This is a genomic window from Diaphorobacter ruginosibacter, assembly GCF_040396215.1.
Lineage (GTDB): Bacteria > Pseudomonadota > Gammaproteobacteria > Burkholderiales > Burkholderiaceae_C > Diaphorobacter_A > Diaphorobacter_A ruginosibacter_A.
Window position 1 is genome coordinate 1 of sequence record NZ_JBEBOW010000137.1, and the last position, 9561, is coordinate 9561.

Genomic DNA, 9561 nt, shown 5'->3' on the forward strand with positions numbered 1-9561 from the left:
GGCAAGCAATATCGCGTTGCTGCTGGCGAAAAAATCAAAGTAGAACAGATTGCTGCGGACGTAGGCCAGGAGATCGTGATCGACCAGGTTCTGGCAGTCGGCAACGGCGCAGAGCTCAAGGTTGGTGCACCCCTGGTGTCCGGCGCATCTGTGACGGCAACGGTTGTTGCCCACGGCAAGCACGACAAAGTGCGCATCTTCAAGCTGCGTCGTCGTAAGCACTATGCTAAGTCTCAAGGTCACCGTCAACAGTTCACCGAACTGCTGATCGGCGCTATTGCTGCTTAAGGGGTATATCTCATGGCACAGAAAAAAGGCGGCGGCTCTACGCGAAATGGTCGTGATTCCAAGCCGAAGATGCTTGGCGTCAAGGCTTACGGTGGTGAACTGATCAGCGCGGGCTCGATCATCGTTCGTCAGCGCGGCACACGCATTCACGCTGGCGTGAACGTGGGTCAGGGCAAGGACCACACGCTGTTCGCATTGGTGGACGGCCACGTGTCCTTCGGCACCAAGGGTGCTCTGAACAAGCACACCGTGAGCATCACTCCGGTGTAAGCTGTTCGCTGAACACGCAGCCAAAGCCCCGATCCGTCGGGGCTTTGTCGTTTTTGGAGAGCTCCGGGCGGGATCGCCGATGGCGGGAATCGCCCGCGCTCTTTGCGTATTTTCGATGCTCAAGTCCTTTGCGCCAGGTGCGGAAGGGGCGATTTTGTAAACTCCAGGACCATGAAGTTCGTCGACGAAGCCTATATTGACATTGCCGCAGGTGACGGGGGCAACGGCTGCGTGTCGTTCCGCCACGAGAAGTACAAGGAATTCGGCGGCCCCGACGGCGGCGATGGAGGGCGCGGCGGCCATGTGTTCGCCGTGGCCGATCCCAATCTGAACACGCTGGTCGATTACCGCTTCTCGCGCCGCCATGAGGCGCAGCGCGGCGAGCACGGCAAGGGCTCGGACATGTTCGGAGCCGCCGGCAAGGACGTGACGCTGCGCATGCCGGTGGGCACGATCATCACCGATGCCGAGACTGGCGAGGTGCTGTTCGAGCTGCTCAATCCGGGCGAGGTCATCACCATTGCGAAGGGCGGGGATGGCGGCTTCGGCAATCTGCGCTTCAAGAGCGCCATCAACCGCGCGCCGCGCCAGAAGACGCCAGGATTCCCGGGTGAACGCCGCAATCTGAAGCTGGAGCTGAAGGTGCTGGCCGACGTCGGCCTGCTGGGCATGCCCAACGCGGGCAAGTCCACTTTCATCGCCGCCGTGTCGAATGCACGCCCGAAGATCGCCGATTATCCATTCACCACGCTGCACCCGAATCTGGGCGTGGTGCGCGTCGGGCCCGAGCAGAGTTTCGTGATCGCGGATATTCCCGGCCTGATCGAGGGCGCGTCCGAAGGCGCCGGCCTGGGCCATCAATTCCTGCGCCACCTGCAGCGCACGCGCCTGCTGCTGCACATCGTCGATGTCTCTCCGTTCGATGAAAACGTGGATCCGGTCGAGCAGGCGAAGGCGATCGTGGAGGAGCTGCGCAAGTATGACGCCGAGCTCCATGGCAAGCCGCGCTGGCTGGTGCTCAACAAGCTGGACATGGTGCCCGCGGAGGACCGCGCACGGCTGGTCAAGGATTTCGTCAAGCGCTTCAAATGGAAGGGGCCGGTCTTCGAGATTTCGGCGCTCACGCGCGAAGGCTGCGAGCCCTTGATCAAGACGATCTTCCAGCACGTGCATGCGCAGCAGGTGGCTCAGAACAATCCGCAGGAAGTCGATCCGCGCTTTTTGCCGCACGACGATATTGACTTGCAGAATGATCCGCGATTTGCGCGCGGCGCTGACGACGAAGCCTGAGCTGGTTTCATAATGGCGTCTGCCCGGAGATGGCTGCGCAGCGGCTGCGGCCGGGCCATCAACAGCTACTGATACAGATAAATGTCCAATGTCTTGAGCGATGCCCGCCGCATCGTGGTGAAGGTCGGCTCCAGCCTCGTGACCAACGAGGGCAGGGGGCTGGATGAGGTTGCCATCGGTGAATGGAGCCGCCAGCTCGCCGCGCTGGTGCATGGCGAGGACGGCGTCAGGCGCGAAGTCGTCATGGTTTCCAGCGGCGCGATCGCCGAGGGCATGAAGCGCCTGGGCTGGGCCACGCGGCCCGGTGAGATCCATGAATTGCAGGCCGCCGCCGCGGTCGGGCAGATGGGGCTGGCGCAGATGTATGAGACCAAGCTGCGCGAGCAGGGCATGCGCAGCGCGCAGGTGCTGCTCACCCATGCCGACCTGGCCGACCGCGAGCGCTATCTCAATGCCCGCGTCACGCTGCTGACGCTGCTGCGCCTGGGCGTGGTGCCCGTCATCAACGAGAACGACACCGTGGTGACGGATGAAATCAAGTTCGGCGACAACGATACGCTGGGCGCGCTGGTCGCCAATCTGGTCGAGGCGGATGCGCTGGTCATCCTGACGGATCAGAAGGGGCTGTACACGGCCGACCCGCGCCGCGACCCGGACGCCAGGTTCGTGGACGTGGCGCAGGCGGGCGATCCCGCGCTGGAGATCATGGCCGGCGGCGCCGGCTCAAGCATCGGCAAGGGCGGCATGATCACCAAGATCCTGGCGGCCAAGCGCGCTGCGGGCTCGGGCGCATCGACGGTGATCGCCTGGGGCCGCGAGAGCGATGTGCTGATCCGTCTCTCCAGGGGCGAGTCCATCGGCACCTTGCTGCTGGCCCAGACGCAGAAGACGCAGGCGCGCAAGCAATGGATGGCCGATCACCTGCAAATGCGCGGCCATGTCACCGTGGATGCGGGCGCGGCCGCCAAGCTCAAGGGCAGCGGCAAGAGCCTGCTGCCCATTGGCATGATCTCCGTCGAAGGCGATTTTGTCCGTGGTGACGTGATTGGTATCAAGGACGAGAGCGGCGAGGAAATTGCGCGCGGCCTGGCCAACTACGCAGGCGCCGAGGCGCGCCTGCTGTGCCGCAAGCCGTCGTCGGAGTTCGAACGCCTGCTGGGCTATGCCGCCGAGCCCGAGATGGTGCACCGGGACAATCTGGTGCTCACCCACCACTGATGCCCGGCTGCATGAGCCTGTCAGTCTTCGCGCTGCGCCTGAGGTGCGGGCGTTCCAGGCTCGGGCTCCGCGGGCTGGGGGTTCGGATCGAAACTGGCGCCCGGGGGCAATTCCATGCCGGGCTTGAGAATCATCGAATTGAAACGCGTTGCCGTGGGCTGCGTCACATCGGGCAATGCCGAACCGTCCCGCGCCCGCATGCCGCTTCTCAGGTAGCGATTGCGCTGCTCATGGCGCGGCAGGAAGCGAGCCAGTTCGGTGAGGGCCATTTCATAGACGCCGCGCTTGAACTCGACCACCACGTCGAGCGGCACCCAATAATCGTTCCAACGCCATGCGTCGAACTCCGGATGATTGGTGGCGCGCAGGTTCAAATCCCAGTCATGCCCCAGCAGTTGCAGAAGATACCAGATCTGCTTCTGGCCCTTGTAGTGTCCGCGCGCATCGCGGCGGATGTACCGGTCAGGCACCTCGTAGCGCAACCAGTCCCGCGTGCGGGCAACGATCCTGACGTGACCGGGCTGAAGCCCGACTTCCTCGTGGAGCTCCCTGAACATGGCCTGCTCGGGGGATTCCCCGCGATCGATGCCACCTTGAGGGAACTGCCAGCTGTGCGTCCGGATCCTTTTTCCCCAGAATACCTGGTTCCTCTGGTTGAGCAGGATGATGCCGACGTTCGGGCGAAATCCGTCCCGGTCGAGCATAATCTAACCCCAAATTCAAAAACTGTGACCATTATGCACGGTACCCCGCATGCGGCAAGCGGGCTAACCTCAGTGGCCTGAGATCGATAGATGAAAGCTTCCCAATTCCTTATTTCCACCTTGAAAGAGGCTCCTGCAGATGCGGAAATTGTCAGCCACAAGCTGATGACACGGGCCGGCATGATCAAAAAGCTCGGAGCAGGCATTTATGACTATATGCCCATGGGCTTGCGCGTGATCCGCAAGGTCGAAGCCATCGTGCGCGAAGAGATGAACCGCGCCGGCGCCATCGAGTGCGCCATGCCGGTGGTGCAGCCGGCCGAACTTTGGCAGGAAACCGGCCGCTTCGAGAAGATGGGGCCCGAGCTGCTGCGCATCCAGGACCGCCACGGGCGCGACTTCGTGATCCAGCCGACCAGCGAGGAAGTGGTGACCGACATCGCCCGCCAGGAGTTCCGCAGCTACAAGCAGTTGCCCAAAAACCTGTACCAGATCCAGACCAAGTTCCGCGACGAGCGCCGCCCGCGCTTCGGGCTGATGCGCGGGCGCGAGTTCATCATGAAGGACGCCTACAGCTTCGACCGCGACCAGGCGGGAGCCAAGGCGAGCTACCAGGTGATGGCGGCTGCCTACCGCCGGATCTTCGACCGCTTCGGCCTGCGCTATCGCGCGGTGGCTGCGGATTCGGGCGCCATCGGCGGCGACCTGAGCGAAGAGTTCCAGGTGATCGCGGCCACTGGCGAGGACGCCATCGTCTATTGTCCCAACAGCGAGTACGCAGCCAACATGGAGAAGGCCGAGGCGCTGGCTCCCACGGGCCCGCGCCCCGCTGCCGCCAGGCCGCAAACGCTGACGCCCACGCCCGGCAAGGCCACCTGCGGGGAAGTGGCCGAGCTGCTGGGGGTCGATCTGTCCACCACCGTCAAGTCCCTGGTGCTGGCGACCGATGAGGTCAATGAACAGGGTGAGATCGTCAAGTCGCAGGTGTGGCTGCTGCTGGTGCGCGGCGACCACGACATGAACGAGATCAAGGTCAGCAAGGTGCCGGGGCTCGATGCGGGCTTCCGCTTTGCCACCCTCCCGGAGATCGAGGAGCATTTCGGCTGCAAGCCCGGCTACCTGGGACCGCTGAACATGAAGAAGCCGGTCACGGTGGTTGCGGACCGCGACGTGGCGCTGATGGCCGACTGGATCTGCGGCGCCAACCAGATCGACCATCACATCACTGGCGTGAACTGGGGACGCGACCTGCCCGAGCCCGACCTGGTGGCGGATATCCGCAACGTGGTCGCGGGCGACAAGTCCCCCGACGGAAAGGGTGAGCTGGCCATCGAGCGCGGCATCGAGATCGGCCACGTGTTCTATCTGGGCGCCAAGTACAGCAAGGCGATGAACGCGACTTTCCTGGCTGAAGACGGCAAGCCGTCGTTCTTCGAGATGGGGTGCTATGGCATCGGCGTGACGCGCCTGCCCGCCGCCGCCATCGAGCAGAACCACGATGAGCGCGGCATCATCTGGCCCGATGCGATTGCGCCGTTCACCGTGGTGATCTGCCCGATCGGCATGGATCGCAGCGAGGACGTGAAGGCCGCCGCCGGGAAGCTGTACGCCGAGTTCCTGGCCGCAGGTGTTGACGTCCTGCTCGATGACCGCGGCGAGCGCCCGGGTGCGATGTTCGCCGACTGGGAGCTGATCGGCGTGCCGCACCGCGTGGTGATTTCCGAGCGCGGCCTCAAGGAAGGCCAGATGGAGTACCAGAACCGCCGCGACACGGCTGCGACCAAGGTCGCGTCGGCCGAGGTGTTCGCGCATGTGAAAGAACGCCTGACGGTATGAGCCCGAGCGAAGGTGTCATCGAAGGGGGGCGGCGGGAGGCTGGCGTGTCAAGGCGCTCGCTCGTGCTGTCCCTGTCCGCGGCGCCCCTGGGTTGGCTGGGCATGCCGCAGTCCGCGCATGCCGGCGGCCAGCTGGAGGAGCCGTTGGTGGACTCGGTGCGCACCGCGCTCAGCTCGGCGGTTGCCAACCAGGCGCCGCCCGAGCCGCTGTTCTCGACCACCGAGGCGCGCATCATGTACCTGCGCTGGCTCGGCACCATGAGCGAGAAGCTGCGCAAGCGCAAGCCTGATTGGGAGGTGCGCCGTGATTTTCTTCAGACCGCCTGGTATGAGTCCAAGCGCGCGGGGCTCGATACTTCGCTCGTGCTGGGACTGGTGCAGGTGGAGAGCGCTTTCCGCAAATACGCCGTGTCGCCGGTCGGCGCGCGCGGCTACATGCAGGTGATGCCGTTCTGGACGCGCGTGATCGGTGACGGCGATCCGGGCAAGCTGTTCCATATGCAGACCAATCTGCGCTTTGGCTGCGTGATCCTGCGCCATTACCTGGACCGTGAAAAGGGCGATCTGTTCATGGCGCTGGGCCGCTACAACGGCAGCCGCGGCCGCGATACCTATCCGAATGCGGTGTTCGGCGCGCAGCGCAACTGGCTGTTCAACGAGAAGGTCACATCGGCCTGAGCGCTTGCCGCAACGGATGCGCGAATCCGGGCAGCCCATCCATGAGAGCGGGCCGATGGCCGGCTCTCCTTTCCCGGCGCATCAGATGTTTTCCGTGAATCCCGTGTCGGCGCCTTCCTTGGCGGCCGGCGCGCCGGTGTCGCCCAGGCGGGAGACCATGACCTGGTCGATGCGGAAGCTGTCCACGTCCAGCACCTCGAACTTGTAGCCGCCAAAGCTCACGCTGTCGGTGCGGCGCGGCACGCGGCGCAGCATCACCATCATGAAACCGGCGAGCGTCTCGTACTCATCGTCGTGGGGCAGCTCGTCGAGATGCAGGGCGCGGAGCACTTCCTCGATGGGGGTGACGCCGTCGATGAGCCAGGAGTTTTCGTCGCGGCGCACGATCTGTTCCTCGTCGTCCGGGCCGACCAGATCCCCCATCACCGTGCTCATCACGTCATTGAGGGTGACCACGCCCACCACCAGGCTGTATTCGTTCACGATGACGGCGAAGTCCTCGTGGACCAGGCGGAACTGGTCGAGCACTTCGGCCAGCGTCAGGCGATCGGGCACGATCAGCACCTTGCGCACCAGATGCTCGTCCTTGAGCGACAGGGCCTGGTTGTTGAGCACGCGCTGGAACAGATCCTTGGCATCGACATAGCCCACGACGTGGTCGATGTCGCCGTCGCACACCGGGTAGGTGGAAAACGGCTCTTCGGCGATGCGCGCGCGGATCACCTCGTCGGGGTCGTCGCGCAGGAAGAAGGCGATGCGCTCGCGCTGCGTCATGGCCGAGGACACGGTGCGCGAATCAAGCTCGAACACGTTGGCGATCACCTGCTGCTCCCGCGCGGCGAGGATCCCGGCGCGCGCGCCGGCTTCCGTCATGGCCAGGATGTCCTCGGAGGTGATGCGCTCGTCGCGCGTGGTCTGGATGCCCAGAAGTCCGAAAACCAGATCGGTCGTCTTGGCGTAGAGCCAGACGATGGGCTTGAAGATGCGCATGAACCAGGCCATGGGCGTGAGCGCGCGCATGGCCCAGCGCTCGGGTTCGGCCATGCCCAGGCGCTTGGGAAACAGATCCGAGAACAGGATGAACAGCGACGTGATGAAGAAGAACGAGCAGACGAAGCCCAGGGTGTTGGCGGTGGACTCCTGTGTCCACAGCGCGAAGACGCGGCTCAGGCTGGGCGTCAATGCGCCTTCGCCCACGATGCCGCCCAGGATGGCCACCGCGTTCTGCCCGATCTGCACCACGGTGAAATAGTCTCCGGGTGCCTCCTGCAGCTTCAGGACCTGCTCCGCGCGCAAATCCCCATCCACGGCGAGTTGCCGCAGGCGCAGCCGGCGGGAAGCGGCGAGCGACAGTTCGGACAGCGAAAAGAACGCGCTGAGCACGATCAGCAGGGCGATGGCGAAGAGACTTTCTGGAAGCTGCATGGAGGGGTCGGCCGCCCGGGAATCCGGCGCGGCCGCGAATGGTCATCCAGCCAGTGTAGCGGGCGCGCGCGGGCCGGTGGGCCGTTGTCCTGGTTTGTCCGAGGTTGTCCCTGGCGCGATGCGATGCCGGTTCGCGCAGCAAACAAGATCGAACGGGAAATTCCGGGGGAGGCCGCCCGGATTCCGGGAAAGAAATACTCCCGGACAAAAAAAGCCGCCCGGCTTGCACCGGGCGGCTTGTGTCGTGCGGGTGAGCTACCGGCGCGTGCGCGCGGGTCAGGCTGCGGGTGCGCTGGCGCCCAGGACCTGCTGCAATTCACCTGACTCGTACATCTCCATCATGATGTCCGAGCCGCCGATGAATTCTCCCTTCACATAGAGTTGGGGGATCGTGGGCCACTGGCTGTAGTCCTTGATGCCCTGGCGGATTTCCTGGTCTTCCAGGACGTTCACCGTGGTGATGTTCCTGGGATCCACGCCGCAGGCCTTGAGGATCTGGATGGCGCGGCCGGAAAAACCGCACATCGGGAAACTGGCGTTGCCCTTCATGAAGAGAAGGATGTCGCTGCCCTTGACGAGCTGGTCGATTCGCTGATTTACGTCGCTCATGAAATTCTCCTGGAATTCGGATGCCCCTGGTTCAGGGCGCAATGGGCTGATTATTCCACTGTCCGGTGAAAAATCATTCATTTCCGGATTTTCCCGCCGGTGCAGCGGGCTATGCCGGACAGATCGTTGCGGCTATGCACATCCGAGAAGCCTGTTTCCCGCAGCAACTGCTGGACGGCTGGCGATTGATCCCAGCCATGCTCGAGCAGCAGCCATGCGCCGGGTTTCAGATGGGCAATGGACTGGCCGACGATCAGGCGGATGTCGTCAAGGCCGTCCGCTCCGCTGGCCAGCGCGCCCAATGGCTCGTGCCTGAGCGCGGCGAGATGCGGGTCGGTGGAGCGGATATAGGGCGGATTGCTGATGATGGCGTCGAATGTTCCGCCAAGCGGAGACAGCCAGCTTCCGTGCGCGAAGCGCACCGCCAGCCCAAGGCGCCGCGCATTGGCTTGCGCCACCGCGAGCGCATCCGCGCTGGCATCCACAGCCCAGATCTCCGCGCGTGGACGCTCGCGCTGCAGCGCCAGCGCGATGGCGCCGCTTCCTGTCCCCAGGTCGGCCATGCGCAGCCCGCCGCCGTCGCCGGGAAAAAGCTCGAGGACCCAGTCCACCAGCGTTTCGGTGTCGGGGCGAGGGTCGAGCACGCGTGCGTCCACCTGCAGGGACAGGCCGTAGAACTCCTTGCTGCCCGTGAGGTAGGCCACCGGCACGCCGTCCAGGCGCTGCGCGCAAAGCGACTCCCATCGCGCGAGCTGGCCCGCGTCGGGGATGTCGCCATCGTGCGTGATGAGCCAGGCGCGTGCGTGGGTGGGCTGACCCATGGCGTGCAGCATCAGCATCTGGGCATCGACGCGCGCGATGCCCAGGCGCGCGGCATCCGCCAGGCATTGGGTGATCGGGCGCGGGGATTCCCTGGTCATGCTTTCGGGGTCCTGTTCACTGGTTGACTTCCAGCTCCGCGAGCAGCTCTGCCTCGCGGGTCTGCGCGAGCGCGTCCAGCACTTCACCCAGATCGCCTTCCATTATCGCCAGCAGCTTGTAGAGCGTGAGATTGATGCGGTGATCCGTCAGGCGCCCCTGAGGGAAGTTGTAGGTGCGGATGCGGTCTGAACGGTCGCCCGAGCCGATCAGGCCCTTGCGCAGCGCGGCTTCCCTGGCGGCGCGCTCGCTGCGTTCCTTCTCCTGGATGCGGGCCTGCAGCACCTGCAACGCCTTGGCCTTGTTGCTGTGCTGGCTGCGGCCGT

11 protein-coding genes are annotated in these 9561 nt (G+C 64.4%); 6 read left to right on the plus strand and 5 right to left on the minus strand.

Annotated features, from left to right (window positions below):
• The 4 genes from rplU to proB form a co-directional block, all read left to right on the plus strand.
• On the plus strand, window positions 1–288 hold a 288-nt coding region (gene rplU, locus ABWP92_RS14560), incomplete at its 5' end, for a 50S ribosomal protein L21 (RefSeq protein WP_353236118.1).
• Window positions 289–300: 12 nt separating this feature from the next.
• Complete coding sequence (gene rpmA / locus ABWP92_RS14565; protein WP_187598423.1) at window positions 301–558, plus strand: 50S ribosomal protein L27; 258 nt, start codon at window positions 301–303, stop codon at window positions 556–558.
• Between the two features lie 171 nt (window positions 559–729).
• Window positions 730–1848: an Obg family GTPase CgtA gene (cgtA, locus tag ABWP92_RS14570; protein WP_353236119.1), complete on the plus strand. Its 1119-nt coding sequence runs from the start codon at window positions 730–732 to the stop codon at window positions 1846–1848.
• Between the two features lie 81 nt (window positions 1849–1929).
• Window positions 1930–3066, plus strand: coding sequence for a glutamate 5-kinase (proB, locus tag ABWP92_RS14575; protein ID WP_353236120.1), 1137 nt, complete (start codon window positions 1930–1932; stop codon window positions 3064–3066).
• 20 nt (window positions 3067–3086) lie between these two features.
• Here proB and ABWP92_RS14580 read toward each other — a convergent pair whose 3' ends face one another.
• Window positions 3087–3770 (minus strand): RNA pyrophosphohydrolase, encoded by a 684-nt coding sequence (locus ABWP92_RS14580; protein WP_353236121.1) that lies wholly within the window; start codon window positions 3768–3770, stop codon window positions 3087–3089.
• 90 nt (window positions 3771–3860) lie between these two features.
• Between ABWP92_RS14580 and ABWP92_RS14585 the strand changes: the two genes are divergently transcribed.
• Window positions 3861–5606, plus strand: coding sequence for a proline--tRNA ligase (locus tag ABWP92_RS14585; RefSeq protein ID WP_353236122.1), 1746 nt, complete (start codon window positions 3861–3863; stop codon window positions 5604–5606).
• A complete protein-coding gene (locus ABWP92_RS14590) occupies window positions 5603–6283 on the plus strand; it encodes a lytic transglycosylase domain-containing protein (RefSeq protein ID WP_353236123.1) in 681 nt (226 codons plus the stop codon). Before ABWP92_RS14585 ends, ABWP92_RS14590 begins: the two co-directional genes overlap by 4 nt.
• An 81-nt stretch (window positions 6284–6364) precedes the next feature.
• Here the strand turns inward: ABWP92_RS14590 and paeA are convergent, their stop codons facing one another.
• The 4 genes from paeA to ABWP92_RS14610 all read right to left on the minus strand — a co-directional run.
• On the minus strand, window positions 6365–7708 hold the full coding sequence (paeA, locus tag ABWP92_RS14595) for a polyamine export protein PaeA (protein ID WP_353236124.1): 1344 nt from the start codon (window positions 7706–7708) through the stop codon (window positions 6365–6367).
• Between the two features lie 276 nt (window positions 7709–7984).
• Window positions 7985–8317 carry a Grx4 family monothiol glutaredoxin gene (gene grxD, locus ABWP92_RS14600; RefSeq protein WP_353236125.1) on the minus strand — a complete coding sequence of 111 codons (333 nt, stop codon included), beginning with the start codon at window positions 8315–8317 and terminating at the stop codon, window positions 7985–7987.
• Window positions 8318–8394: 77 nt separating this feature from the next.
• Window positions 8395–9237 (minus strand): peptide chain release factor N(5)-glutamine methyltransferase, encoded by an 843-nt coding sequence (prmC, locus tag ABWP92_RS14605; RefSeq protein WP_353236126.1) that lies wholly within the window; start codon window positions 9235–9237, stop codon window positions 8395–8397.
• A 16-nt stretch (window positions 9238–9253) separates the two neighbouring features.
• Window positions 9254–9561, minus strand: a 308-nt coding sequence (locus ABWP92_RS14610; protein ID WP_353236127.1) for a peptide chain release factor-like protein, incomplete at its 5' end; no start/stop codon positions are given.

Bases quoted from the DNA above. Each gene is read 5' to 3' on its own strand.
- ABWP92_RS14580 (WP_353236121.1), bottom strand. From the start codon at position 3,770: ATGCTCGACCGGGACGGATTTCGCCCGAACGTCGGCATCATCCTGCTC.
- rpmA (WP_187598423.1), top strand. From the start codon at position 301: ATGGCACAGAAAAAAGGCGGCGGCTCTACGCGAAATGGTCGTGATTCC.
- grxD (WP_353236125.1), bottom strand. From the start codon at position 8,317: ATGAGCGACGTAAATCAGCGAATCGACCAGCTCGTCAAGGGCAGCGAC.
- proB (WP_353236120.1), top strand. From the start codon at position 1,930: ATGTCCAATGTCTTGAGCGATGCCCGCCGCATCGTGGTGAAGGTCGGC.
- cgtA (WP_353236119.1), top strand. From the start codon at position 730: ATGAAGTTCGTCGACGAAGCCTATATTGACATTGCCGCAGGTGACGGG.
- ABWP92_RS14585 (WP_353236122.1), top strand. From the start codon at position 3,861: ATGAAAGCTTCCCAATTCCTTATTTCCACCTTGAAAGAGGCTCCTGCA.
- ABWP92_RS14590 (WP_353236123.1), top strand. From the start codon at position 5,603: ATGAGCCCGAGCGAAGGTGTCATCGAAGGGGGGCGGCGGGAGGCTGGC.
- paeA (WP_353236124.1), bottom strand. From the start codon at position 7,708: ATGCAGCTTCCAGAAAGTCTCTTCGCCATCGCCCTGCTGATCGTGCTC.
- prmC (WP_353236126.1), bottom strand. From the start codon at position 9,237: ATGACCAGGGAATCCCCGCGCCCGATCACCCAATGCCTGGCGGATGCC.